Genomic DNA, 25600 nt, shown 5'->3' on the forward strand with positions numbered 1-25600 from the left:
GTAAATCTATACATTATACTGCTTTATTGCCATAGCACCTAGGTCACTGGTAGGAAAAAGCATACCACTTATCGCTCATTTGCCTAAAAAGCTCTTTAAATCCAAAGCTTAGTAGCTCTGATTTAAATGAACATTCTTAAAAGACACAAGAATGCATAGCAAGAAATAAAGACCAAAAAGCCAGATAATAGCTATCTGGCTTTTCTATATATAAAGATTAAGTGGAAAGTGAATTGATAAAAATATAATAAAATTTATTACTGAACGATAAAGCTATTAGAAACGCCTGAGTACGGCTTTATTTTACGTGTCCAGCCACTTTTCCAATCGCCTTGATGGGTCAATCGATACGTACCCGCTGGGGTGTCAGTGCTGATTCGCCAATCGATAATAGCTTTACTATAAGCCGCCCCTTCACGCTTCCAAGTATAGGTGGTATCAAAGTCGCTATCACTCAGATAATCGACCCACTGGCCATTCTCAAAACGCTGTACCTTTAAAAAACTGTCTTCGGTCCGTAGATTGTTTTTAGGATGAGCACCGCGGAATACCGCTGTGGCAACCTGACCTTTTTGATAACTGGCTTTAGGCTGACTGAGGGTTTGTCCCCAAGCTTGTTTTAAAGGCTTATCATCGAATACCACACCCGGACGCTCATTAAACGACTTAGCTGAGCGATCAGGCGGTGTGGCACTGTCATAAATCTCTGTGCCATCCCGTAGCGCTTCAGCCAGTTGGGTATATTCTTGTATATAAGCAGCAGTTTGATAAGGACCATACTCAGTAGATGCCCCTTCGTAATGCTGGGTGGCAAACTCTTCACGCGTGCTCAAATAGCCGCTATAGTTATTGGCCAAGCCATTAATGATAACGGTATCTACGCCTGAATCTCTTAGCTGCGCCAGCACGGCAGCGCGCATCCGTCGTCCAACCATCGTCGTCGGCTCACCAGGAATAGCAACGATGGCGATATTGCCGATACGCATGAGCTGAACGGGTTGCTGAGTATTAATCCAGCCCCAGCTGCCAGTCGGTAATAACACCTGTTTTTCAGCCTGACAGTCATCTTGGCTGACGGTTGAAACAATCCCAAAGGCGCCGCGCGTCAAACTTCCTAGGAAAGACTGGTCCACTTTATTGATATCATCATTAATGCGGAAGTTTTCTCGCGTCATGCCCTCATACATCCCCGGTATGTTCGATGGGCCATTTTCGCCGCCAGCAGCAAACGAGTAACCGCGGGCTGGCATACATAAGACTTTATTACCTGCGCCATTGGTAAATTTACCATCGACTTGATAGCCTTTTAAATCAACCCATCGCGCGCGTACATCCACGGGACCAGCAACCGGCACACCTTGATTCCAAAGCTCAACCGCCTTATCAAGCTGCAGTTGTCCATCACGCCTGACATTTTCCCACTCATTATCACTGCCTTGATAGCCAGGTTTTGAGTTGGCATTACCACCTGCGGCTAATACATCACCTTCATCAGCATTGGCAAAAGCTGCAACAAATGGCTTATCTGCATTTCCACCGAAAATCTTTTCAGCACCGCGCTGGGCAAAGCCTTTATTATCAGCGCTGAGATGCATAAACTGATTACTAAAGCTGGTCGGATGCAGTGCAAACCAATTAATCAGACCTACTGGCGTGCCATCGGCAGCATTTAGGCGCAGCTGAGTCATGGTCTCATTGACATTACTGTCAAAGTCTTTTGCATCAACATTATTGTTATAAGCAAATTCTGAGCGATTAAGTGTCGCACCTTTTAGCTCGCCTTGCGCCAAAGATAGCGTCCCGGGAGCCAAGGTATCGTGAGCACGCTTAATCGAGGTAACAATCCCATTGACAATAGCATTGAAGTTTTGGCTGCTATATCCTGATAGGGTATCGTCGGTACTGGCAATTTGATACAGCTGTTGATGGGAGTAGCCGGCATTGCCGACGTGGGTGTGAGTAGCAGTAAGCATGACATTATCATCATTATATAATTCGCCATAATCCGCTTTTAAGCGCTTGATGGCCTCAAGCTTTACCGCGGTAAACATCGCGCCCATATCTGCTGATACATAGACGATACGTTTACCTTGATTTTGACTATTCGTATCCTCTCCGATAATAAAAGCATGAGAATATAAGCGGTCGTTGATACCTTGCACAACCTGCCCAGAAGCATAACCAAACATGCCGGTTTCGGCAGCCGCACCGGTGATATCTGCCTTACCGCTACCAACGAGATACTGACTTGTCGGCATTGCTCTCATAGACATCGCAGAAGCGCTACGATTTAACGTAACAGAGCTGTCTGATGAGGAGGTTATATTTTCGGTAATGGTTTGCTCTGAATCAGACGGGACTGAATCGGACTGCACGGATGCCGACTGTATTGAGTCAGCCTGTACTGAAGCTGACTCCGTTGAATCTGTCTCACAGGCAGTTAAACCGAGAGCGACGGTACAAATAGAGATGAGTAACATAGAAGGTCGTAATAATGGAGGTGCAATAGAGGAAGTAGCCATCTGTTATCCTTAACATAGAGTGAAATCTTAGACGGAAAGCTTCCAATCTAAGATTAAGTACCTCGAAGCGTTTTAAATGCGTTAAATCAAGCATACTGATTAATACGCAAAAAACGGCTGCGAGTAGATAAGTTGGCTATATCCATTTAACCAACCCACTCTCTAATATAATGAATAACAGACAAATGTAAAACACTTTATGGTTAAAACCACTTAAACCATCATTAAATCTGGCTTTACAGTTTGTTTAAATAAATGTATTTAGATAAAAATCGTTTGGAACAGAACATTTAAATGTAAAATTATAAATAGTTCATTTTAAATCTTACTACTCAAGGTTTTACTGCATTTGCCAATCAAACGGCATTTGATGGTGACCACGTAATGCCATCATCAATGTCTGCTGCATCTGCGCCAATACTTCTTTGGTATAAGGGATGGCTGGCACGCCCCATACTGGATTTGGCCACTGCATGTCGTTTTGATAGCGAACGATATGATGGAAATGTAACTGCGGTACTTGATTGCCGAGTGCTGCCACATTCATTTTATCGGCTTGGAAGGTCTTGGCCAGTTGGCTTGATAACCAGCTCGATTCACGCAAAAACTGCGCTTGATCAGCCTCAGATAGCTCATATAACTCTTTGATACCTGATACCCGCGGCACCAATATTAACCAAGGAAACTGACAATCATTAATTAAACGACAGGTCGATAATGGGAAATCACCCACTAAAAAACTATCAGCAGCAAGTTTATGATGAAGTTGGAACATAATGACGGTTCTCTTGTTATGACGCTTAAATAAAAGGAATGGAAATTTAGAAAAGCAGAATTTAATTTACTAAAAAATAATACGCTTAAAAAACATTGTGCTATAAAAAATAGTAGGCTAAATATAGGGTGTCGCTATTTTATCAGTTATCCAACCGATAAAATAGCGCCATGACTGATTGTCTTAGGATGCAACATTCACCTTATTTAAATTATTTAGCGAATCTGTTCAGTTTAAAGATATAAATCAATGAAGCTAAGCTGACTCTGCCACCATATGCTCACTGAAATAGCGTAATAGCTCTTGAATTGCGCTGACGCGCTGCTGCGGGGTTGCCAGTTTATCGGCATCCTGATAACGAATGCCAGAGGCACCATTCATACGATAGCGCTGCCCATTGCTCTGAATCAATTTAATAATCGCTAAGGCATCGACCGGCGTATCAGGTGCAAACTCTAACGTCATGCTATTACTATTGGCATCAATCTTATTAATTTTTAGCGGCTCAGCTTGTATACGCAGTCCGTGAATGGCGAATAACTGCTTGGTTTGCTCAGGTAATATGCCAAAACGGTCAATCATTTCGGTACGAATATCAGTCAGAGCCTCTTTATCATCGGCATTACTGATGCGTTTATAGAACAACAAACGCTGATGCACATCGTGTAAATAATCCTCTGGTATCAACGCCGAACTATGCAAGTTAATCTCGCTGGTCAGCGACAATGGCGTACTCAAATCAGGCTCTTTACCAGCTTTAATTGCTTTTGTCGCTCGCTCTAGCATATCCATATATAAGCTAAAGCCAATCGCTTGCATATTACCACTTTGCTGCTTACCAAGTATCTCGCCAGCACCGCGAATCTCTAAATCCTCACTTGCCAGCATAAAGCCTGCGCCCAGTGTATTAGCGCGCTCAATCGCATGTAAGCGGCGCTTAGCATCGCCTTTAAGGCCTTTGATAGAAGGCACTAGCAGATAACAATAAGCCTGGTGATGACTACGGCCAACACGACCTCGCAGTTGATGCAATTGCGCCAAGCCAAACTTATCGGCGCGCTCAATGATAATGGTATTGGCATTAGGTACATCGATACCGGTTTCGATAATGGTCGAACAGACTAGCACGTTGAACTTTTTATGATAAAACTGCTGCATCACTTGTTCAAGTTGGCGCTCTTGCATTTGCCCATGAGCGACCCCTACTCGCGCCTCAGGAACCAATTCACGTATGGTTTCTGCCATACGCTCAATGCTCGCCACATCATTATGCAATAAATAAACTTGCCCGCCACGCAATAGTTCACGCAAGATAGCTTCTTTCATCAAAGCTTCTGTTTTTTGCATGACAAAGGTTTTAATTGCCAAACGGCGCGCCGGTGGCGTGGCAATAATCGACATATCACGCATACCTGAGAGCGCCATATTAAGCGTTCTAGGGATTGGCGTCGCTGTCATCGACATACTATCCACATCGGTCTGAATCGCCTTAATACGCTCTTTATGACGCACGCCAAAGCGATGCTCTTCATCGACAATCATCAAACCTAAATTAGAAAATCTCACATCAGGCTGTAATAGTTTATGCGTACCGATAACGATATCAACCTTGCCCGCTGCGAGGTCTGTGAGAACCGTCTCTTGATGCTTTTTGCCGCCGAAGCGCGATAGCGTTTCGATACGCACTGGCCAATCAGCAAAACGGTCGCGGAAATTGTCTTCATGCTGACCGGCTAGCAAGGTTGTCGGCACCAATACTGCCACTTGATAGCCAGCACTAACCGCGATAAACGCCGCGCGCATGGCCACTTCTGTTTTACCAAAGCCGACATCACCGCAAATGAGACGATCCATCGGCTGATTTTGTTTCATGTCTTCCATCACCGCATGGATAGCATTGGCCTGATCGGGCGTTTCTTCAAAAGCAAATTGACTGGCAAACAGCTCATACTGTGATGAATCTATTTTAAAATGAATACCGACTTTGGCTTCACGCCGTGCTTGCATATTAAGTAGCTCAGCCGCCACGTCATGGATTTGCTCGAGGGCTTTTTGCTTGGCTTTATCCCATTTACCGCTGCCAATTTTATGCAATGGCGCAAGCGCAGGATCACCGCCGCTATAACGGTTAATCATCTGTAAATTGGCAACCGGTACATAAATACTGGCATCATCGGCATATTTCAAATGAATAAATTCTTGTTCACCATCGCCGACATCTAGCGTAATCAGCCCGTGATAACGTCCGATACCATGCTCGATATGCACCACTGGACTGCCTTCGGTTATCTCGGTGACGCTTTTAACCAAAAACTCTTCTGACACACCGCTTTGACGACGGCGGCGCGTTTGCAGTACTTGCCGACCAAATAACTGTGTCTCACTAATCAACACCAAACGTTCAGGAACATAAACCCCGCGTTCAATGGGTGCAACCGTGAGTCCAACCTGTGGCAGCTTTTTAGCATTAAGACCAGTAGTTTTATCGGCGGCTAAAAACGCCTCAAAGCTGTCATAAGCTTTGATATCAATTTTACCTTTAAACAGCTCGATGAGAATCTCACGGCGACCCGCTGTTTCAGCGACAATCAATACGGGTGTTTCTGTTTGCGCTTGCAGCGCTAAAAATTCTAGCAGTTCAGTCAGTGGCTCAGCTTTTTGATGATTGACTGATAATTGCGGCGGCTCTTTCGCACTTAACGTCACCAAGCCTTGCTGCTTACTCGGCACAAGCGGCAGTTGTGGCTGAGAATCTGACTGCTCTTCAACTTCCAGCAATGACTTGTCTGCTAACAATGACGCATCTTCTAATAACGAAGCATCGCTATCAATCGCAGCGACATCGGTCATGGTAGCCAATTCATTACGCGCACTGAGTATCACGCGTGGATAATGATTGAGGTGCTCGTTTAGAGTATTTGATAATAAATACAATAATTCAGGCGCGACGATGGGTTTATCAATATCATGACGACGTTCTTCATAACGGCGCTGAATCTGTGACCAATAATCTGCTTGTTTTTCGTTAATCAGCTCATCTGTGATAAATAGTGCATCACTTGGTAGGTAAGCAAATAAGCTACTCTCAGCTTCCCAATCTTTTAAGTCAAAAAATAGTGGCTGATAATATTCTAATCCGCTACTGGCGATACCCGCCATAACATCTTTATGCAGCTCAAACTTACGGCTACTGGTATTAGGGAACATAGCAGCAAAGTTGGTGCGAAACGTCTCCCGCCCTTCATCAAGCGGAAACTCTTTTGCTGGTAATATCTGGAATTGCTTAATGGGCTTTGAGATATCTGGCAGTTTATGCAGTAGCGACAATGACTCTTTACCCATGCTGCTATCGTTGCCACTCATCATCGTTTTGAGGTCATCGACGGTCAGTGTACGCTGGGTTTGCGGGTTAAAAAAGCGGATGGTTTCAATTTCATCGTCAAACAAATCTAGACGTAGCGGAAACGGCTGACCCATGGCAAAGATATCAATGATACTACCGCGTACGGCAAATTCGCCCGGCTCAAAGACGTTCTCAACCGCACGGTAACCGGCCTTTGCCAATAAGCCACGTTGGGTATTGATATCAAATCTATCACCGACACTCAAATCAAAATGCTGCCCTATCAGCCAGCTTGGCGGTGCGACCCGATGCATCAACGCCTGTACCGAGATGAGCAGCACGCCTGACGTTGGCATATCGGTTAATAGATTGATACGTTCGCTGACGATATCTTGATGCGGTGACAGCTCATCATAGGTCAATGTCTCCCAATCAGGGAATACATAAGCATCGACGCCGCAAAATGCCAATTCTGTTTCTATCTGATTGAGCTGGTTTTGGTCACGCGTTACCACAACCTTTAGACGGTCGGCAACATTCCATAGCGATGTTTGCACCAGACTTGCCAGCCACAAACTACTGACTGCCCCATGCACAGGTGCCAGCCAACGGCGCTGGGCATTCTGGATAGGAAACAACTGCTGGTTAATCGGTTCAAAGGCGTCAGTCAAAGCAGTGATAGGCATAAAGAATAGGGTCAACGTTAAGAGTCAGAAAGCTATTATACGAATATTTCAGCAATTACCAAAATTTATGCCGTAACGGTTTGTCACTTAGCATTCTTATGAAAAAACCAATAGCCAAATAGTTGATAAAACTTATATTCGTATATAAAGACAGGATGAGTAAATGTAAAAACCTCAACGGTTAAGCTGAGGTTTTTGAGTTGTATTCATTAAGCTGTTTTTAGATTAATGGTTTGTCGCTAGCAATAATGCCGTTATTATCTGCATAAACAAACATACCAGAATTTAGTGTTAAATCACCAAAACTGATTTCAAGATCGGTTTGACCTTCGTCACGGCGGTTTGATTTACGCGGGATACAGCCGAGCGCCATAACACCGATGTCCATTGCTGCCATATCATCAACATCACGCACGCAGCCATAAACCACAACCCCCGCCCAGCCATTATCAATCGCTGATTGCGCAATCATATCGCCGAGCAACGCGCAACGCATCGAACCACCGCCGTCAACGACCAATACTTTACCATTACCGTCTTTATCTTTGCCATCGCTGTTTAATAACGATTTTACGCGGCTATTGTCTTCAAAGCATTTCACCGTCACGATTTCACCGCAAAATCTGTCTTTGCCACCAAAGCTATAAAAAGACTTGCCTTCGATATTAGGCAAACATACCTGTGATTCAGGATTGGCATCCAATAAATCACAAGTCACAAAGTTCTCTTTATTCATGGTCGATTCTGACATGTCTGACGCTCCTTGTTGTGTATGATTAAATTATTTATGTTAAATCATTTATGACTGAGTTTTAATTTTAAGTGTTTTTAATTGAATGCTTAGGCTATTTTTTAACCTTAGTCATTGCTAGCATCTGCTTATTTTCGATGATATCTGTGGTTTGAATCGCAGGCTCATTACGGTATTTATTACGCTGATAGACATCATGTGCACTCATTGCCATCGCACTGGCAACGCGCTTTGCAGAAATAGGATGCAGTGATAATGACTCTGAGACCAAAGGTGAGATGAGTTTAAAGGCTTTTTGACCAATACTTTCAAGCGGGCGACCTTTATGTTTGCCCAGCAATAAAGAAGGACGCAGAATCACCAGCTGCTTAAAACCTAGCGCCATAATAGACTGCTCAGTTTCCGCTTTGACCCGATTGTATAAAAAGCGACTGTCGATGTCCGCATTCATTGAGGACAATAAAAAGAAGTTTTCAACACCTTTTTCTTGGCAGAGTTTGGCAAAATTGACATTATAATCATGGTCGATTTTTCGAAAAGCTTCATCACTACCCGCTTGCTTTTTGGTGGTACCAAGGCAGCTAAAAGCATCTGTCTTATTATCAGCGCCAACGCTGGCAAATATTTCAGCCAAGTTATCAAAATCATTGACCTGATAAAAGCGCATGCTGGCATTGATATAGCGAGGCGGACGCCGTGCAATCACAATTAACGTGTCATAAAGCTCACTAAGCTGCTTAACAAGATGCTGCCCGACCAATCCTGTTGCGCCAATCACAATTGCTTTTCGCTGCATAACCTATCCATTTATATAATGTTGGAATATGTATAATAAGAAGAAAGATGAGGGGTAAACGCTTATCATCAACGCTTTTCACTAACGTCTTTGCCCCTTGTATCATAGGTATCATACCTAAATTCAGAGATAACTGACGCTATTCTACACAATTTATTGTAAGAGATTTTATCAGCCATCAAATTGATTGCACCAATCAGCCGTTTTAAGCCGCCACTTTTGCTAGATATTTTGCTCGTTTGCTTAATAAAACGCTTATTAACCACCCTAAAAACCAGCTATCCGTATGCTAGCATAACTTCTTTACGCATTAATCATCAAATATATTGTTCTAAGCGCAATAATTTGCTAAGATAACCGGCTTTACACGTCAACGCTGTTTAATTATTCCAAACAGTTCTGGCGCTTGCGATGATCTATTACTAATTTAGGTGCCTTTAATAACAGATAGGTATTCTAATATCAGACATCGACATCATGTTTGGCGAGAGGCTGCTCGTCACCGATGATTGTTAAACCCATTATTATTGCAATCAACATTCATATTTTTATCTGTCTTTATCAAGGAGATACGCGTGGCTAATACTGCACAAGCTCGTAAACGCGCCCGTCAAAACACCAAACGTCGTCAGAACTCTGCGTCACAACGCTCTATGGTTCGTACTTATCTAAAACGTGTTGACGCGGCTATCGCTGCTAAAGATTATGACGCGGCTACCGAAGCTTACAAAAAAGCGGTACCGGTTCTTGATCGTATGGCTGACAAAGGTATTATTCATAAGAATAAAGCTGCTCGTCGTAAGAGCCGCCTAAACAAAACCATCAAAGGCTTACAAGCTTAAGATTGGTTGCGTTTAGACCGCATTGCACTTTTATAGTTTGATGACTAAAACCTTGTTACCAGTTCTAATACTGGGGCAAGGTTTTTTTATGCCTGTTTATTTATCATTTATAACTGCTTAAAAGTGTTTAACAGTTTTAGAAAATGATGTTTAGCAAAAAACACTTAGGTCCATTTTACTTCTGGTGGCAATAGCAGTTTATTCGGATGAAAGCCGGCCGCACGGTAACTGTCAAGCAAAGTATGAATCGGGCGCACATAAACTTCACCGCGCCAGACGAAATAAGCACTGGCCTGCTCAAATGGCTTATCATCAAACCACAAGAACACTCCTTCCATCATCTTTGGCCAGTCATTCCAATCAATCTCAGTCACATCAAACATCACCGCCAAAAACGCTGACAGCAAGGTATCATGACTGACGGCAAGCATTAAATGCCCATGCTCAGGCTGATTTTGGTAAAACAGTGATAAAAGATCAAGCCCACCTTGATAGGCGTTTTTGGTACCTTCAAGATTGCCTTGTAAAAAGCGATTGATAAAATTGAGCACGCCAATTTCTTTAAATATGGGAGTGGCAATCTCAGGTTCAGTCACCAGACTACCGGGCTCAACCAATAATGATTGATGCGAGATATCACGTTGTAGCCCCGCGCCTGCTTGCATCAGCTGCGCGGTATCGATACAACGCCCAATCGGGCTTGAGAGACTATCGACATCAAGCGAATACGGCAGATGTCCTGCCAACCAGCGCCCCCAAGACTTCGCTAAAACGCGACCTTTTTGGGTCAGCGGCAACTGATAACTGGCAAAACCATTACCGTCAGAGCGCTCACGTAAAGAATGTCTGGTAAATAAAATCAGCCGTTTATCCGTAGGCAGTAAGCCGACCGAAGACATCATACTGTCAGGTAAGTGCGAAGGCGCTGGTGCACTTGGCGTGTGACTCGCACGCTGCGCAGCGGATAGTTTTGATAGGGTGTTATTAGGCAGTTTACTCATGATAGCAAGCGTAGCAGATTTTTTGACATCAATGAACAAAATATAAGTTCAGTTGCAATATAGCGTATCTTTATAAATATCAGTAGAAGCGTTTAGTGAAAACGATTTATTAGATATCAATCACCTTGTCCCAAGCAAATGCCAATGCAGTACTACTTACCTCATTCGGATAGGCACGCGGATTGACGATGACTCGCGTTTTATTGATTTGATAATCAAAGGCTTCATGGGTATGGCCATGCACCCAAAGCGTGGGCGCCCAATCCTCATACATCCAGCTCGATAAATCACTGACGAAAGCGGCATTACTTGGCAGCTCAGCATATTTCTCAGACACGGATAACGGGCTGATACTATGATGGCTCATCACCACAGTTTTTTTACCCAGTGCTTTAGCAGTTATTAATGCTTGCTGTAACCATCGGCGTTGCTCAGCATGGATTTGCATTGATACTTCAGGTGAAAACAGCTCGCCACCGGCATAAATTTGCTTATAGTCACGCATAAAACGCCTAGCCGCTGCCATGGTATCTTCGTTGGCTTGGTATTGATAATCTGTCCATAGCGTACAGCCTAGAATTCGCACCTCGCCAATATCGATATGCTGACACTGTAACACGCGCACGCCTTGTTTTAATTCACTATTATAATCATCCCAAGTCGCAAGCTTCTTATCAAAATGCAGCACATCTTCGTTGAAGTACTCATGATTGCCGGAGATGGTAATTAATGGCACTTGTAAGCGCGCTGCTTGCTCTTGCAGCCACGGCATACCACTATCACTATTTGCCGTATCTCCAGCTACTAGCACGATGTCTGCGTCCGTTTTAGGGATATGCCCCATCGGATGCGACTGACGAGCATAGCTGTCAATATGTAAGTCACTTAAAATCTGTAATTTCATAGGTTTTACTATTGTCCCATCATGCCATTTGCAAAAACTTGAAGATAAAAAACTGTCTATATCTAGGCTTACTATCAACATAAATTTAACCAGTGTAGCACTTTTTTCATGACTGGCAAAAAGTAAAAAAGACAGCGTGTTAGGCTGTCTTTTCTATAGTAATGCTGCTAAAAAACCTCTAAACAGATTATAAAATTTTAGAGATTTTATAATCCGCTAGATACTTTGAAGTATCGTTTGTAATTTAGCCGCAGGATTTGTTGCTTGGGTAATGGAGCGCCCAATTACTAAATAGTCAGAGCCATCATTTAACGCTTGTTTCGGCGTGCAAATGCGTTTTTGATCATCGGCATTGTCGTCTAACAGGCGGATACCCGGGGTAATTAGCTTGAAATCTTGACCACATAGCTGCTTAAGCGTTTTGGCTTCTTGTGCTGAACATACCACCCCATCAAGACCTGCTTGCTTAGTCAATTGTGCTAAGCGGCTTACTTGTACATCTAAGCCGTCCGTGATGCCCGTTTGCATCAATGCTTGATTGTCCATAGAGGTCAGTACGGTAACAGCTATTAGCAGGGTTTCAAAATTACCGTCTAACAAGCGTTGTTTGGCTAATGACATCGCCTCTAAGCCCGCGCTTGCATGAACGTTGACCATCCATACGCCAAGCTCAGCTGCCGCCAATACCGCTTGTGCCGTGGTATTAGGGATATCATGGAATTTCAAGTCCAAAAACACCTCAAAATCGCGCTGATGTAGCGCCTTAACTATCTCAGGACCGCAGCGGGTAAACAGCTCTTTACCTACCTTTAAGCGACATAACGCCGGATCTAATTGGTCAGCCAGTGCTAACGAGGCATCTCTCGTCATGTTATCTAAAGCGACGACGACGGGAGAGGTATTTGCGTTATTCATAGTTATGCCACTTTCTATCGGGTTTATCAAATGATTGTATATAGAGCTATTAGAAATAGAATGGTCATCTGACCGACTAATAGTCGCGCTTTTGCTTGGTTAACATTGCACCATCATCTACATCGCTGACGCTACCATCTTGTACATTGGTCGCTGTCGCACCATAGACCGCTTCTTCTACCGACGGCGCATTCGCTTGACGGTCAATAACAATATTGGCTTGTGTCACCTGCTCTTGCAGATTGGCATTTAATTTTTGTAGACGTGAGATTTCCCACTTATTTTGTAGCACACGGAACATGAGTAAAGCTAGTAACATACCAATGATGATGCCGAGTATCAGGCACAGAATCAACAATAAGCCCAGGTTCATCGTCGGTGCTTGAGAAAATAATAAGTTCACCCCAACTTCAGTATTATTGGCTAATACTAAACCTAGCGAATAAGCAAAGCTCAAAAACAGTAATACCAGCAGTAAAATGCGCATCAGACGTATCCTTGTATGTTGAATAGTATGAACAGTTTAGCAAATAACGCAGCCATAGCGACTGCTAGTAAAGGTTTTCAATATCTAGCCTCTTATATAAAAAGACTGGTTTTATATCTCTTAGCTTATTCGTTTTGGTTTAATGATAAAAAGCGTTAATAATAAGATTCTTTAATCAGAAGCAGCTTTAATAGTAAGATGTCTTAGTAATCAACAACTCTAATAAGCCAGAAAACTAAACGTCTTACTATTATGCTTATGTTCCTAACCGTGGGCTACTTTATCATTGACGGCTTCACGTAGTGCTTTGCCAGGTTTAAAATGTGGAATGGCTTTGGCAGGTACTGGTACACTTTCGCCTGTTTTAGGGTTGCGTCCCATACGTGCACGGCGATGATGGAGACAAAAACTACCAAAGCCACGCACCTCTACTCGGCCGTCGTTGGCTAAAGTATCGGTCATCAAATTCAATATTTCGCGTACTGCATCATCGACAACGGTATCTGTCATGTTGTCACAATTCGCACTCAGATTACTAATAAATTCGGACTTGTTAATTGCTTGCTGCATTATCACACTGGCCTTATTGATTAATGGATAAGATAGTTGTGAGGTAAACTATCATTTTATGAATATTTAGGTTTACGTTCACATCTCGTTACTCAATGTTGCAAATGATAGCGGATATTGGCGCAAATGGAAATAAGAGTTTCCCCTTTTACAGGAAATCGTTAAGCATTTGCTTTATACCCAAATTTAATCACAAAAAAAAGCGACCGGAGTCGCTTTCTTTTTATATACTAATTATATCAACAATATACAGCTTACTGCATTTGTTCTTTGATCAAGTCACCAATAGTTTTTGGCTGTGCATCAGAACCGGCAGTAGTACTAGTCGTGCTAGTGCTGCTTAGCTCTTTAATCGCTTGACGCTCTTCAGCTTCGTCTTTCGCTTTGATTGACAAGCTGATGTTGCGAGTTTTACGATCAACACTGATGATTTTCGCTTCAATGTCATCACCAACTGTTAGATGCTTAGTCGCATCTTCAACGCGGTCACGTTGAATTTCAGAGGCACGTAGATATGCTTCAACTTCGTCAGCAAGCTCAATAGTAGCACCTTTAGCGTCTACTTCTTTTACTTTACCATTAACGATAGCACCGCGGTCATTGTTGACTAGGTATTCGTTGAATGGATCAGAGCTTAACTGCTTCACGCCTAGGCTGATACGGTTGGCTTCTGAATCTACAGACAATACCATTGCTTCAACGGTGTCGCCTTTGTTGTAGTTACGGATAGCTTCTTCGCCAGTTTCGTTCCAAGAGATATCAGATAGATGTACAAGACCATCGATACCACCATCTAGACCGATAAAGATACCGAAGTCAGTGATAGATTTGATCGTACCAGTGATTTTATCACCGCGCTCATGTTTCTTATCAAACTCATCCCATGGATTGGCTAGAGTTTGTTTGATACCTAAGCTGATACGACGACGTTCTTCATCGATATCAAGAATCATCACTTCAACTTCGTCACCCACTTGAACAACTTTCGATGGATGGATGTTTTTGTTGGTGTGATCCATTTCTGACACGTGTACTAGACCTTCAATACCTTCAGAAATTTCAGCAAAACAACCATAATCAGTTAGGTTAGTCACGCGTGCTTTAACCACACTACCGACTGGGTATGTGCCGCCAACGTTATCCCAAGGATCAGTACCAAGTTGTTTTAGACCTAGGCTTACGCGATTGCGCTCACGGTCAAACTTAAGTACTTTAACTTTTAGGTCTTGACCAACTTCAACAACCTCAGATGGGTGCTTGATACGGCGCCATGCCATATCAGTGATGTGCAATAGACCATCAATACCACCAAGGTCAACGAACGCACCATAATCAGTTAGGTTCTTAACGATACCTTCGATCTCGATACCTTCTTCAAGCTTGTTCAATAGCTCTTCACGCTCAGCTGAGTTTTCAGCTTCCATAACAGCGCGGCGACTTACCACAACGTTGTTACGTTTTTGATCAAGTTTGATAACTTTAAATTCTAGCTCTTTGCCTTCTAGATGCGTAGTATCACGAATCGGACGGACGTCTACCAATGAACCTGGTAGGAACGCGCGAACTGAACCGATATCAACGGTAAAGCCGCCTTTTACTTTGCTAGAAATAATACCTTTAACGATCTCATCATTGTCAGAGATTTTCTCAAGGAAATTCCAAGTCTCAACGCGTTTGGCTTTTTCACGTGACAGTAAGGTTTGACCCATACCGTTATCAACCGCTTCAACCACAACATCGACACTATCGCCAACTTCAACTTCAAGTTCGCCTTCTTCGCTTAAAAACTCTTCACGAGCGACGATACCTTCAGATTTAAGACCAGTATCTACTGTGATCCAATCGCTATCGATGGCCACAACAGTACCTGTGATAACCGAGCCACGCTCGATATCAAGACCTGTTTCTTCGATGCTCGCTTCAAATAGTTCAGCAAATGATTCCATTATGTCTACCTTTGTATAGCCGTATCCTGTCCAGCACAGTACGGATCAAATTTATGACTGTATAAAACGAAATACTGGTTTTATATCTTATATAGTCATATAAAAAAACCTTTGTTGCTAATAAGCGATTTTTAAGCGAACTCACTAGCAACAACTGTCTTACTTATACTTATATAATTTTATACTAAAATGAAAGCCATAGGAAACTTTTTAGTACTTAATATGTTGTTTTTATTAACGATTAAAGCAAATACCTTGATCTTGACAATGTTTTTTTACAAGCTCATAAACCGCATCAGCGTCTAGGTTAGAGCTATCTAAAACCAGCGCATCTTCTGCAGGCTTCGACGGTGCCGTTGCACGGTTTTCATCACGATCATCACGCGCTTTAATCGTCGCAAGAATTGCTTCAAAATCGGCAGCTTGTCCCGCTTGTAAAAGCTGTGCCACGCGGCGTTCTGCGCGAGCTTTGGCACTTGCCGTCAGATAGACCTTAACATCGGCATCTGGGAAAACCACGGTGCCCATATCACGACCATCGGCAACCAATCCTGATTGGGTCGCCATATCTTGCTGCAATTTAAGCAAGGCTTGACGTACCTTTGGATAAACTGCGACTCGTGAAGCATAACCACCGACGGTTTCATTGCGTACTTGCTCGCCAATCTTAGCGCCATTAACAATGATATCCACGCGTCCTGAATCACTATTAGGCTCAAAAACTATTTGCAAGCTTTGGGTTAACTCTAACAGCGCCGCCTCATCGATACTTTGCTCGCCATCTACATTGAGCAAACCGGCTTCAAATGCCTTTAGACCAACAATGCGATATAACGCCCCTGAATCTAGCAGCTGATACCCTAACGTTTGTGCTAAGCGCCACGTAACCGTGCCTTTACCTGCCCCACTTGGACCATCAATACAGATAACCGGATAGCGCAATGACGAAATGTCGCTATTATTATCATTAGTATTGGGTGTAAAAGCAGTCATAACAGTCACTTAATCGCCGGTACAGCTTACAAAATGGCAAATGGCGTAAATTTCCACTGGTTTATCAAACGCTTGCACGCCAATAAACTTGTTCGTAAGCAAATAGGGCGACAGTATAGCAAACAAACCTTACTATCACTAGCAGTGAGCATAATATCTTGTTAATGGTTTATGCTGACTGTTATTTTTAGCGCTTATCCTTTTTTAACGCTTGGCGGCGCTCACGAAAAAAAGCCTTTAACATCTGACTGCTATGCTCACTACACAAGCCTTTATGTACTTGAATACTATGGTTATAAAATGGCTGGGCAGCCAAGTCCATTTGACTGCCAACCATGCCAGCCCTCGGCTCACTTGCCGCATAGACAAGTCTATCGACGCGAGCATGAATCAGTGCTCCAATACACATAGTACAAGGCTCTAAAGTCACATATAACGTCGTCTGTAATGGCAGGCGATAGTTGTTTAAACGCATGCAAGCATCTCTTAAAGCGACAATTTCAGCATGAGCCGTCGCATCATGGCGTCCAATCGGCTCGTTAAATCCTTGCCCAATTACTTGCTGATTGTGCACCAGTATCGCCCCTACTGGCACTTCTTCACGCGCGGCACCTTGTTTGGCAAGCTTAAGGGCTTTTTGCATCCACTTAAAATCTTCAATCAACCAAAAGGTACTTGCCGATATCAGGCTGCTCGCTAATTGATAAGGCTGCAAGCTTATCGTTTGTCTATGTTTCATTTATCAGTACAACTATTATTTTGAATATTAATAGAACTATTATTTTAAAAACCACTTTTGACGATTATTTTTAATAGCTTTTTTTAACAGCTACTGTTAATAACTACTGTGGCAGCTGCCAGTCAATTGGCGTTCGACCATACTGTAGTAGATAATCATTGGTTTTAGAAAATGGCTTAGAGCCAAAAAATCCACCACGGTTGGCAGCCAGCGGTGAAGGATGTACAGCCGTCAAAATCAGATGTTTATCAGTATTAATATATTTGCCTTTCTTCTGGGCTTTACTGCCCCACAATATAAATACCGTATGCTCTGTTTGTTCATTAACGACATCAATGACCGCATCGGTAAACTGCTCCCAACCTTTATTTTGGTGGCTGTTTGGCACCCCTTCTCTCACGGTTAATGAGCTATTTAATAACAATACGCCTTGCCGTGCCCAGTAGGTCAGGTCACCATGTTTTGACGGCGTGATACCTATGTCACTTGCCATCTCTTTCAATAAATTATTCAGTGAAGGTGGCTTTGGAATGGCTTTGGGCACTGAAAATGATAAACCCATTGCTTGTCCTGGTCCGTGATAAGGATCTTGACCTAAAATCACGACTTTAACCTGTGATAAAGGGGTTAAATTTAACGCATTAAACATCAAAGGGGCTGGTGGATAGATACTATCGTCTGATTGATAGGCTTCTTTTAAAAATGCGCGCAAGTTATCCATATTGTCAGACGTTAATTCTTCTGCTAAGGCGTTTTTCCAGTCTTCTGGTAAGCGTACATTGTCTAAAATCGCTTGTTTTTGTGCCTCTGTCTTTGTTGCTTCTACATCAAGTAATGTCATAATCAATCCTTTTTTATTTGTTATCAGGATACGCTAACACTGATATTAGCAAAATATTGGCTTTGCTACGTGATAATTAGCAATAAAAAAAACGGCTACCGCAGTAACCGTTTTTATAACGCAGTAACCATTCTTATGATACTAACAGCAAAAACTACCTAGCTGGCTAATGATTCAGAGTCTGGATGCGGCTCATGTGTCTCAACAACCGTTAAAATAATACGGCTGTCAGAGGAGCCTTTATCTGATCCTTTCTCAAGCTTAACCGCATTGCCGTCTTGATCTTTAGCGTCCTCAGGCTCCAAGGTCAGATGGACGACCCCGCCATTTACCAAGTCGCCAAACAAAATCATGCTTGCCAATGGTTTCTTAATCTCGTCTTGAATCAGACGCTGCATTGGGCGCGCACCCATGAGGCGATCATAACCTTTATCCGCTAAGTAATCACGTACCTCATCATCAATCTCTAGCGTTACTTGTTTATCATCAAGCTGGACTTGTAGCTCAACCAAGAACTTATCGACTACAGAGACGACGACAGAGGTATCCAGTGGATTAAATTGAATGATGGCATCAAGACGATTACGGAACTCAGGCGTAAACACACGTTTGAGCGCCTCGGTATTATCGCGGCTATGGTCTTGCTGTGTGAAGCCCATAGAGGAACGACTGATACTATCGGCACCGACGTTGGTGGTCATAATCACAATCACTTGCTTAAAGATAGCGACGCGACCGTTGTTATCAGTCAAGGTACCATGATCCATCACTTGCAATAACAAGTTAAAGACATCAGGGTGCGCTTTTTCGATTTCATCAAGCAACAACACGCAATGCGGATGCTGATTGATTTTTTCGGTAAGCAAACCGCCTTGGTCATAGCCAACATAACCTGGAGGCGCACCTATCAGACGTGAAGCGGTATGCGCTTCCATATACTCTGACATATCAAAGCGTACCAACTCGACACCCAATAAGTTTGCTAGCTGACGCGAGACCTCTGTTTTACCAACCCCGGTAGGACCAGCAAACATAAATGAACCAATTGGCTTATCGGGTGCTTTAAGACCGGCACGCGATAATTTAATCGCATCGGCTAAGGTTTCAATCGCCTCATCTTGCCCAAACACCAAGTGCTTCAAGTCACGGTCTAAATGCTGAAGAATACTCTTATCATCACTGGATACGGATTTGGGTGGAATACGCGCAAGCTTGGCAACGATAGCTTCAATATCGGCGACATCAATTTTTATCGGTGCACGTTTGCCCTTAGATTTTTTAGACCCATCAGCTTTTGCTCTATCATTGGCTTTGGCAGCATTTGCTTCGTCTTGCATCTCATTGACCGTGCCTGTCTCATCAATACTGTCATCATCAACGCCCTCAAAACCTTCTTCATCGGCATCGATTTGCGCATCAAAATCTTGCTCTAAATCAGCGATAAAGCTTTCTTCGGCGTCAATATCGTCCAAATCAGCGACGATACCCAAACGCTTATAGGCACCAGCTTCATCGATGACATCGATGGCTTTATCCGGTAAAAAACGCTCATGGATATGCTTGGCTGATAATTGAACGGCCGTTACCAAGGCCTCGTCGGTATATTCGACATTATGGAACTCTTCATAGCGCGGTTTCAGCCCACGTAAGATATCGATACTGTCATCGACACTTGGCTCTTTCACATCAATCTTTTGGAAACGACGTGACAGTGCATGGTCTTTTTCAAATACCTGACGATATTCAGTAAAGGTCGTCGAACCAATACAGCGCAGCTCACCATTGGCAAGTGCCGGTTTGATTAAGTTTGACACATCCATATTACTACTCATTGACGAGCCTGCGCCAATAATCATATGAATCTCATCAATAAACAAAATCGCATTGGGCTTTTTCTTTAGCGCATCAAGCAGCGACTTCATGCGTTTTTCAAAATCACCGCGATACTTAGTACCGGCTATTAACGAGCCAATATCTAGACTATAAATCACGCAGCCGTTGAGTGGCTTCGGTGCTTTATCATTGATAATCAACCACGCCAAGCCTTCTGCAATCGAGGTTTTACCCACGCCCGGCTCACCCACCAATAACGGGTTATTTTTACGGCGACGACATAATACTTGGGCTGCGCGCTCAATTTCAGGGCCACGGCCAATTAATGGATCAGTTTTACCTTCAGCGGCACGCTGGTTTAAGTTGGTTGCAAATTCGACCAAGGGATCTTTACTGGTCTTTTCTGAGGCACTACGGCGCTCACCTGTCATCGAAGCACGTGGCTCAGATGGCTCGTCTTTATCTTGACCGTGTGATAAATACTGGGTCAGCTCAAGGCGACTGATGCCCTGCTTTTTGAGCAAATAAACGGCGTAAGTATCATGCTCTGAAAACATCGATACCAAAATATCAGACCCTTCAACCAGACGACCGCCACCAATAGACTGCACATGGAAAATAGCCCGTTGCAGGATACGATCAAAGCTTTGGGTCGGTTGTGGTGATTGCTCAGTCTCAGCATCGACCGTTGGCGTATGCTTATTGATATAAGCTTCAAGCTCGCTACGCAAGGTTGAGACATTGGCATTGCAAGCAGTCAACGTATTGGCAGCATTGGTATTTTCTAATAATGCCAGTAGTAGATGTTCAACAGTGAGATACTCATGCGATTTTTGGCGCGCAAGTGTCATTGCTAAACGCAAAGAAACTTCAAGATGACGACTTAACATAAGGACTTCCTACGGTTGTACCTATCTTATTATTGATAGCTTTATGAATGAGTTAGTAACTAAATCAGGGCGATAGATGGATTGTTCAAGGGCTATGTTAGGTTTATTAAGAGACTTTACTCAATGTTATTCAATACCGACTTCCATGACGTAGACATTATTTTCAGCTTACCTTTATATCAACATGATACTTAAAGATAGTCAATCTATTAACGCCGATTAAAATGTATCGAAGTGTCCACCAAGCTTGTTAGAAGCATTGATACAGCCAAAAAACCATAATCAATAAAGTAATGTGAGCGTATATTTTCGAGATTGGCTGTTGAATATAACAGAGATAAAAATACTAAAACGATTTAAAAAAACGAGGGATAAACTGAGATTAAGTGTACAAGAGTATACTTTAATATATAGGGCTATATCAGAGGAAAATCAAGTCTAAAATGAAAGGGTTAGACATATTAAAGAGACAATAACTGGCGAGATACTAAATTTGCAGGCATTAGACTTAAAGTGAGTCGATATATTAGAGCAAACCATTAAATAACTCATCAGGCTTGCTCTATTGCTCTAGGTTAGAAAGTATTTTGAAGGGTAAAAGCTAATGGTATAAATAAGATAGTAGCAATTAACATAAAAACAGAGGTCATATAAATAGGGAAAATGTAGAAAACTTATCACAGAAGCGTGCTAAAAAACTATTCGCCTTGATGCGGCTCGATTTGAGTCAATAAAGGATAGCCTTCACGGTGCGCAAGGCTATTAACTTTTTTAGCTTTGGTTTCAGCAATGTCTTTTGGGTAAATACCCGCAATACCTTTGCTACTATTATGAATGGTCAGCATAATCTCAACCGCTGAATCCATACTATGACGAAATTCTGACTGCAGCACATAAACGACAAACTCCATCGGCGTGTAGTTATCGTTATACATCACCACCGCATACATCGGTGGTTTTGCCACTTCTGGCTCTGCCACTAATACGTCAGCTTGCGGTGTGGTTTCACCTTTAGGATCGCCATCTTGCGCAAAATGCGTCGGTATATTGGGGAAATGCCAATCCGCAACGGTGGGCGTTGATTGTAATAGGGTTTGTTTTATCATAATTAGAATACAAATTAATAGGTGTGTTTATAACAACATAAAGGGGGATTAAAAAAGATTGACAGACATGCTGATATGTCATTAGGCGTCCGCCATGGGAGACAGCAACATAAAAATAGTAAAAGATGCAAACAATAACTCTCAATCAAACCTTAAAAGATTAAGGTTCAATCGGGCTTTCATCAACCTCTGGTAAGTCTAATAACGACAGCGGCATATTATCAACCTGGTCGCCAAGCTTCCAATCGTATAATTGCTCTACTTCCTGTCCACCTGCGCGCAAGCTCAGCTTAACCTGCAACGGCTTAAAGCCTGACGGCATCATAAAGCGTCCACGAATTCGCGTGATTCCTTCAATGGTATAACTTGCTGGCTCTAATGGCACTTCTACAAAGTCATCGTCATTGAGCAAGGTTAACGTTGGTTTTAAGCGCTTGGCTTTACCATCGCTGGCAAGCATACCAATATCGAAGCCATATTCAAAAGCATTCTCAGGTAAAGGTTCAATTTTCGCGCCAAGTATCTGTAATGGCATCCCGCCTTGTTCGCTAATGATTTCGGCATATATCTCATTAAGCTGCGCCACTTGTTTGTTTTCAACCGTCAGTTCTTGCTGATTTTCGCGTAGCTCTTTTAGGTTTGCCAAACTTATTTCTAGCTCTTGCTTAGCGGTAGCCGCTTCATTGGTCGCGATTTTACTGCTAAGACGTAAATCTTTTAGCTCTTGCGTCGCCTCTTTACTGGTAATAACTGCTTGCTTCGCTTCGGTTTGCATCGAATAATAGCCGCGCTGATAGCCAAGTTTGTGACCAAATAAGAGTCCAACCACTGCTGTTACCAATATCGCCACCACAAATAATGCCAATACTAAGGTGGAAGCACCTTGCTGTGACTGACTGATGCCATGGCTATTGATACCATCTCTACTGATACCATGGCGACTGATAGCCGCAGTATTGCTACCATAACAATTGCGATAATCAGGGTAAGAGAGATGCAGACTACCCTCCAAATCATAAGAAATAGAGTCTTGGCACGCTAAACGTGCGGGCTGTGGGCAAAGGCGTAGTACACTCTTCAAACGCATTTAGACAGTATCTCTTAACAGTAAGGGCAGGTTATTATAGCGGAATTTATAATCAATACCTAGCGCCATAAACATGAAGGATTTGATAATAGATAAACATCTGTTAAGGAACGATAGGGGCAAAATTTAAGCCCATTGATTCATCGAAACCAAACATCACATTCATATTTTGCACCGCTTGCCCAGCCGCACCTTTCACCAAGTTGTCTTGCACAACAATCACCGTCAGCTCAGCACGCGCATTGTCTTGATGGATACCAATACGCAGGCGATTACTGGCACGCACACTGCGCGTATCAGGATAAATACCCTTTGGCATCACATCCACAAAGGGTTCTGCAGCGTAGCTTGTCTCAAATACTTGCTGCCAATCAATAGCAGCGCCTGCATCCGTCAGCTCAAGATGAATAGAGCTGAGCATCCCGCGTATCATCGGCACAAGATGCGGTAGAAAACGGATACTATGGCTAAATTGACTCTCTAATAACTGAGCAACACCCTGCTCAATCTCCGGTAAATGCCGATGACCTTCAACGCTATAGGCTTTGAAATTGTCTGTGGTTTCAGCATAGTTAAGGGCAAGCTTTGCTTGACGACCCGCGCCCGAAACGCCAGATTTCGCATCGATAACGATACGTGATTCAACCAGTCTTTGGGCTTGCTTATTTTGCGCATCGATAATGGGTTTTAAGCCCAAGATAGCTGTGGTTGGATAACAGCCAGGGTTACCGACCACCAAAGCATCGGAAAGTTTTTCACGGTTGACTTCAGGTAAGCCATAAACGGCTGTCTTTAATAATTCAGGACAGGCATGGGCTTGCTGATACCAGTGCTCAAAATCTGCTAATGACTGCAAGCGAAAATCGGCGGCCAAATCAATGACCTTGACGCCCGCTGCCGTTAATGCCTCTGCTTGCTTCATTGCCACGCCATGTGGGGTCGCAAAGAATACCACATCGCATTTTTGCAAGGTCGCTAGCGTCTCATCACCTAAATCGCTAAAAACGATATCGGAGATGCCGCGTAAGCTTGGGAATATCTCATCAGCTCGGGTGCCAGCTTCGCTACGTGAGGTTAGCAAATCAATAGACACTTCAGGATGGGCAGATAATAAGCGAATCAGCTCAATACCTGTATAGCCTGTGCCGCCGACAATCGCTGCTGAAATCATAAGATATCCCTTTTTCTTTTATGCAGTTTCTTACTCAATTAATGGTAGATAGCTATAATGTCTACACCTAAGTATAAACATCATAGCGTGTAAATTTAATAGCGTCTAAATTTAATAACGTCTAAATTTATCGCTTTTAATAAGTTCTCGCTTCTTAATGTTAGCTAATTTTAAAAACTAGCCACATTAAATATTAAATCTTATAGTCATGTACCGCATCGATAAAGACTTTGGCATTATCAGGGTCGACCCACTGGGTAATACCGTGACCTAAGTTTGCCACATAGCCTGTTTTTTCACCATTGGCATAAGCGCTATCTAGCATGGCATTTACTTCAGCACGGATAGTCGCAGGCGAACCATATAAAGTCGCAGGATCTAAATTACCCTGAATGGCTTTGCTACTTTGTAGCTTTTTATGGTGCTTGGTCAACTGGCGCTGACTTTCGGTCAAGACTTGACGGGCGCGATCAATAGGCATCGTCCAATCTAAACCTAGAGCATCGGCTTCACTATCGGCTTGCACATCAAGCCATAACCCGCCGCCTTTGGTAAACAATACCACTGGTATTTCAGGATGACGCACCTTTAGTTCAGCGACAATACGCTTATTATAAGCATGTGAGAAATCAACAAATTGACGATGGCCAAGCGCCCCGCCCCAGCTGTCAAATATCTGTAATATTTGCGCCCCAGCGACCACTTGCGCATCTAGATAATCGATTACTGACGTTGCTAACTTGTCTAATAATTGATGTAAAAACTCAGGATTGCTATATAAAAAACCTTTGGTATAACGATAATCTTTTGAGCTACCGCCTTCAATCATATAAGTCGCTAGTGTCCAAGGACTGCCAGAAAAACCAAACAACGGCACTTGTCCGTTTAAGGCTTTACGAATACTTGTCACCGCACGCATAACATAATCAAGCGAGTCATTGACATCGAGCACTGGCAATCTATCCAAATCTGCTTGCGTACGAATAGGGTGTTTAAACTTTGGGCCTTCACCGGTTTCAAAGTATAAGCCCAATCCCATCGCATCAGGAATGGTTAAAATATCACTAAATAAAATCGCGGCATCCAAGTCATAACGACGTAATGGCTGCAAAGTAACTTCGGTAGCGCGCGCGGTATCTTTACATAGACTCATAAAGTCACCAGCTTCAGCGCGGGTGGCTTTATATTCTGGTAAATAACGACCGGCTTGGCGCATCATCCACACAGGCGTGGTATCTATTGGCTCAAAGCGCAAGGCGCGTAACAATCTATCGTTCTTTAAAGGCGCAAAATTCTGCTCTAGCGCGTTATTATTGTCTGAAGCACTCATGTACAAATCTCCAAAACAGCCCCATCGTTATTCAAATGAACAGTTAAGCAATTGAATAACAGGGCTGGATAA

20 protein-coding genes are annotated in these 25600 nt (G+C 43.0%); 1 reads left to right on the forward strand and 19 read right to left on the reverse strand.

The window, feature by feature from the left end; all coding sequences use genetic code 11:
* Nucleotides 1-257: 257 nt before the first annotated feature.
* The 5 genes from PG901_RS07655 to PG901_RS07675 all read right to left on the reverse strand — a co-directional run bounded on the left by PG901_RS07655 (nt 258) and on the right by PG901_RS07675 (nt 8873).
* Nucleotides 258-2522 (reverse strand): neutral/alkaline non-lysosomal ceramidase N-terminal domain-containing protein, encoded by a 2265-nt coding sequence (locus PG901_RS07655; protein ID WP_271134089.1) that lies wholly within the window; start codon nt 2520-2522, stop codon nt 258-260.
* A 340-nt stretch (nt 2523-2862) separates the two neighbouring features.
* Entirely contained in the window at nt 2863-3297 is a 435-nt protein-coding gene (locus tag PG901_RS07660) for an HIT domain-containing protein (protein WP_183620932.1), read from the reverse strand.
* Nucleotides 3298-3552: 255 nt separating this feature from the next.
* Nucleotides 3553-7326 carry a transcription-repair coupling factor gene (gene mfd, locus PG901_RS07665; RefSeq protein ID WP_271134090.1) on the reverse strand — a complete coding sequence of 1258 codons (3774 nt, stop codon included), beginning with the start codon at nt 7324-7326 and terminating at the stop codon, nt 3553-3555.
* Nucleotides 7327-7546: 220 nt separating this feature from the next.
* Nucleotides 7547-8062, reverse strand: a complete 516-nt coding sequence (rraA, locus tag PG901_RS07670; protein ID WP_227670523.1) for a ribonuclease E activity regulator RraA — start codon at nt 8060-8062, stop codon at nt 7547-7549.
* Nucleotides 8063-8171: 109 nt separating this feature from the next.
* Complete coding sequence (locus PG901_RS07675; protein ID WP_201565432.1) at nt 8172-8873, reverse strand: NAD-dependent epimerase/dehydratase family protein; 702 nt, start codon at nt 8871-8873, stop codon at nt 8172-8174.
* A gap of 575 nt (nt 8874-9448) precedes the next feature.
* Here PG901_RS07675 and rpsT point away from each other — a divergent pair.
* A complete protein-coding gene (rpsT, locus tag PG901_RS07680; protein WP_010200097.1) occupies nt 9449-9715 on the forward strand; it encodes a 30S ribosomal protein S20 in 267 nt (88 codons plus the stop codon).
* Nucleotides 9716-9879: 164 nt separating this feature from the next.
* Here rpsT and PG901_RS07685 read toward each other — a convergent pair whose 3' ends face one another.
* From PG901_RS07685 to hemE, 14 genes are all read right to left on the reverse strand, one after another.
* Nucleotides 9880-10716, reverse strand: coding sequence for a histidine phosphatase family protein (locus tag PG901_RS07685; protein WP_271134091.1), 837 nt, complete (start codon nt 10714-10716; stop codon nt 9880-9882).
* 109 nt (nt 10717-10825) lie between these two features.
* Nucleotides 10826-11620: a metallophosphoesterase gene (locus PG901_RS07690; RefSeq protein WP_271134092.1), complete on the reverse strand. Its 795-nt coding sequence runs from the start codon at nt 11618-11620 to the stop codon at nt 10826-10828.
* Between the two features lie 216 nt (nt 11621-11836).
* A complete protein-coding gene (gene pyrF / locus PG901_RS07695) occupies nt 11837-12535 on the reverse strand; it encodes an orotidine-5'-phosphate decarboxylase (RefSeq protein WP_201625662.1) in 699 nt (232 codons plus the stop codon).
* Nucleotides 12536-12611: 76 nt separating this feature from the next.
* Nucleotides 12612-13022, reverse strand: coding sequence for a lipopolysaccharide assembly protein LapA domain-containing protein (locus PG901_RS07700; protein WP_201620194.1), 411 nt, complete (start codon nt 13020-13022; stop codon nt 12612-12614).
* Nucleotides 13023-13286: 264 nt separating this feature from the next.
* Nucleotides 13287-13592, reverse strand: coding sequence for an integration host factor subunit beta (locus PG901_RS07705; RefSeq protein WP_183620940.1), 306 nt, complete (start codon nt 13590-13592; stop codon nt 13287-13289).
* 254 nt (nt 13593-13846) lie between these two features.
* Nucleotides 13847-15538 carry a 30S ribosomal protein S1 gene (gene rpsA, locus PG901_RS07710; RefSeq protein ID WP_271134093.1) on the reverse strand — a complete coding sequence of 564 codons (1692 nt, stop codon included), beginning with the start codon at nt 15536-15538 and terminating at the stop codon, nt 13847-13849.
* A 234-nt stretch (nt 15539-15772) separates the two neighbouring features.
* Nucleotides 15773-16531, reverse strand: coding sequence for a (d)CMP kinase (gene cmk / locus PG901_RS07715; RefSeq protein WP_271134094.1), 759 nt, complete (start codon nt 16529-16531; stop codon nt 15773-15775).
* A gap of 187 nt (nt 16532-16718) precedes the next feature.
* Nucleotides 16719-17270 carry a tRNA adenosine(34) deaminase TadA gene (tadA, locus tag PG901_RS07720; RefSeq protein ID WP_271134095.1) on the reverse strand — a complete coding sequence of 184 codons (552 nt, stop codon included), beginning with the start codon at nt 17268-17270 and terminating at the stop codon, nt 16719-16721.
* Between the two features lie 103 nt (nt 17271-17373).
* Nucleotides 17374-18111 (reverse strand): uracil-DNA glycosylase, encoded by a 738-nt coding sequence (locus PG901_RS07725; RefSeq protein ID WP_271134096.1) that lies wholly within the window; start codon nt 18109-18111, stop codon nt 17374-17376.
* Between the two features lie 158 nt (nt 18112-18269).
* On the reverse strand, nt 18270-20834 hold the full coding sequence (locus PG901_RS07730) for an AAA family ATPase (protein WP_271134097.1): 2565 nt from the start codon (nt 20832-20834) through the stop codon (nt 18270-18272).
* Between the two features lie 698 nt (nt 20835-21532).
* Nucleotides 21533-21940 carry an ATP-dependent Clp protease adaptor ClpS gene (locus PG901_RS07735; protein ID WP_201620200.1) on the reverse strand — a complete coding sequence of 136 codons (408 nt, stop codon included), beginning with the start codon at nt 21938-21940 and terminating at the stop codon, nt 21533-21535.
* Between the two features lie 160 nt (nt 21941-22100).
* Nucleotides 22101-23027, reverse strand: a complete 927-nt coding sequence (locus PG901_RS07740; RefSeq protein WP_271134098.1) for a hypothetical protein — start codon at nt 23025-23027, stop codon at nt 22101-22103.
* Nucleotides 23028-23130: 103 nt separating this feature from the next.
* Complete coding sequence (argC, locus tag PG901_RS07745) at nt 23131-24198, reverse strand: N-acetyl-gamma-glutamyl-phosphate reductase (RefSeq protein WP_271134099.1); 1068 nt, start codon at nt 24196-24198, stop codon at nt 23131-23133.
* 193 nt (nt 24199-24391) lie between these two features.
* Nucleotides 24392-25528, reverse strand: a complete 1137-nt coding sequence (gene hemE / locus PG901_RS07750) for a uroporphyrinogen decarboxylase (RefSeq protein ID WP_201565462.1) — start codon at nt 25526-25528, stop codon at nt 24392-24394.
* Nucleotides 25529-25600: the final 72 nt, after the last annotated feature.

Origin of the sequence: Psychrobacter sp. ANT_H3, assembly GCF_027919975.1 — a bacterium.
GTDB classification, from domain to species: Bacteria; Pseudomonadota; Gammaproteobacteria; order Pseudomonadales; family Moraxellaceae; genus Psychrobacter; species Psychrobacter maritimus.

Excerpts from the sequence above, each read along its gene's own strand:
- PG901_RS07655 (WP_271134089.1), bottom strand. The coding sequence starts at position 2,522 with ATGGCTACTTCCTCTATTGCACCTCCATTATTACGACCTTCTATGTTA.
- PG901_RS07660 (WP_183620932.1), bottom strand. The coding sequence starts at position 3,297 with ATGTTCCAACTTCATCATAAACTTGCTGCTGATAGTTTTTTAGTGGGT.
- mfd (WP_271134090.1), bottom strand. The coding sequence starts at position 7,326 with ATGCCTATCACTGCTTTGACTGACGCCTTTGAACCGATTAACCAGCAG.
- rraA (WP_227670523.1), bottom strand. The coding sequence starts at position 8,062 with ATGAATAAAGAGAACTTTGTGACTTGTGATTTATTGGATGCCAATCCT.
- PG901_RS07675 (WP_201565432.1), bottom strand. The coding sequence starts at position 8,873 with ATGCAGCGAAAAGCAATTGTGATTGGCGCAACAGGATTGGTCGGGCAG.
- PG901_RS07685 (WP_271134091.1), bottom strand. The coding sequence starts at position 10,716 with ATGAGTAAACTGCCTAATAACACCCTATCAAAACTATCCGCTGCGCAG.
- PG901_RS07690 (WP_271134092.1), bottom strand. The coding sequence starts at position 11,620 with ATGAAATTACAGATTTTAAGTGACTTACATATTGACAGCTATGCTCGT.
- pyrF (WP_201625662.1), bottom strand. The coding sequence starts at position 12,535 with ATGAATAACGCAAATACCTCTCCCGTCGTCGTCGCTTTAGATAACATG.
- PG901_RS07700 (WP_201620194.1), bottom strand. The coding sequence starts at position 13,022 with ATGCGCATTTTACTGCTGGTATTACTGTTTTTGAGCTTTGCTTATTCG.
- PG901_RS07705 (WP_183620940.1), bottom strand. The coding sequence starts at position 13,592 with ATGCAGCAAGCAATTAACAAGTCCGAATTTATTAGTAATCTGAGTGCG.
- rpsA (WP_271134093.1), bottom strand. The coding sequence starts at position 15,538 with ATGGAATCATTTGCTGAACTATTTGAAGCGAGCATCGAAGAAACAGGT.
- cmk (WP_271134094.1), bottom strand. The coding sequence starts at position 16,531 with ATGACTGCTTTTACACCCAATACTAATGATAATAATAGCGACATTTCG.
- tadA (WP_271134095.1), bottom strand. The coding sequence starts at position 17,270 with ATGAAACATAGACAAACGATAAGCTTGCAGCCTTATCAATTAGCGAGC.
- PG901_RS07725 (WP_271134096.1), bottom strand. The coding sequence starts at position 18,111 with ATGACATTACTTGATGTAGAAGCAACAAAGACAGAGGCACAAAAACAA.
- PG901_RS07730 (WP_271134097.1), bottom strand. The coding sequence starts at position 20,834 with ATGTTAAGTCGTCATCTTGAAGTTTCTTTGCGTTTAGCAATGACACTT.
- PG901_RS07735 (WP_201620200.1), bottom strand. The coding sequence starts at position 21,940 with ATGATAAAACAAACCCTATTACAATCAACGCCCACCGTTGCGGATTGG.
- PG901_RS07740 (WP_271134098.1), bottom strand. The coding sequence starts at position 23,027 with ATGCGTTTGAAGAGTGTACTACGCCTTTGCCCACAGCCCGCACGTTTA.
- argC (WP_271134099.1), bottom strand. The coding sequence starts at position 24,198 with ATGATTTCAGCAGCGATTGTCGGCGGCACAGGCTATACAGGTATTGAG.
- hemE (WP_201565462.1), bottom strand. The coding sequence starts at position 25,528 with ATGAGTGCTTCAGACAATAATAACGCGCTAGAGCAGAATTTTGCGCCT.